The organism is Bradyrhizobium sp. 17, assembly GCF_023073515.1.
GTDB classification, from domain to species: Bacteria; Pseudomonadota; Alphaproteobacteria; order Rhizobiales; family Xanthobacteraceae; genus Bradyrhizobium; species Bradyrhizobium canariense_D.
This window is the reverse complement of the sequence record NZ_JADPJQ010000093.1, coordinates 1-553: the sequence shown is the minus strand read 5'-3', so window position 1 is coordinate 553 and position 553 is coordinate 1. Positions and strand designations below refer to the sequence as shown.

The window sequence follows — 553 nt, the reverse complement described above, 5'->3', positions numbered from 1 at the left end:
CTATCCGATCAATGCTTCAGTGCGCACACGTGGTCACGAGCAGCATGGTCCGGCTGCATTGCCAATCGGACCCCAACATTGGTTCGTGGACTCCACGAGGAGTACCGACGGCCATAGTAGTACCAGCCGCGACCAGAACAGCAGCCGTCAGCGCGAGCATTCGATAGGTTGCCAAGTTCCACTTCATTGCGCTTCCCTCCAGTGGAAGCGCGCACGCTAGGCTCAGGAATACCTCCCGCTTGTGAACTACTTCACAGGGCGTTTCCTAACAGTCATCACAGTCGCGTGCAGCAAGCACGCTGCGTCAACCGGCGGCCCTCGAGGCGCTACGCCCCCGAGGCGCAGTCATACGTGATGCTGTGTAAATCGGCGTGGCGTCCCGACGCCGATCGGCGAGCTAAAGCATTGATCCAGCAAGCGGCGAAGGGGTTAATCTTGGGGTCTGACTCATTTCCGATGAAGTTTGCCGGGCGACTGTGGTTCCAAACGGAGAATCAGCGCCATGCGGACGGGCTTTCAAATCTCATCGCTAGTACCGAGTGGTTTGGTGTTT

The 553-nt window shown here is 58.0% G+C and carries 1 protein-coding gene; it reads left to right on the top strand.

The genetic code is table 11. The features are described 5' to 3' along the window. Positions 1 to 351: 351 nt before the first annotated feature. Positions 352 to 553, top strand: a 202-nt coding sequence (locus tag IVB13_RS17080; RefSeq protein ID WP_247489809.1) for a hypothetical protein, incomplete at its 3' end; no start/stop codon positions are given.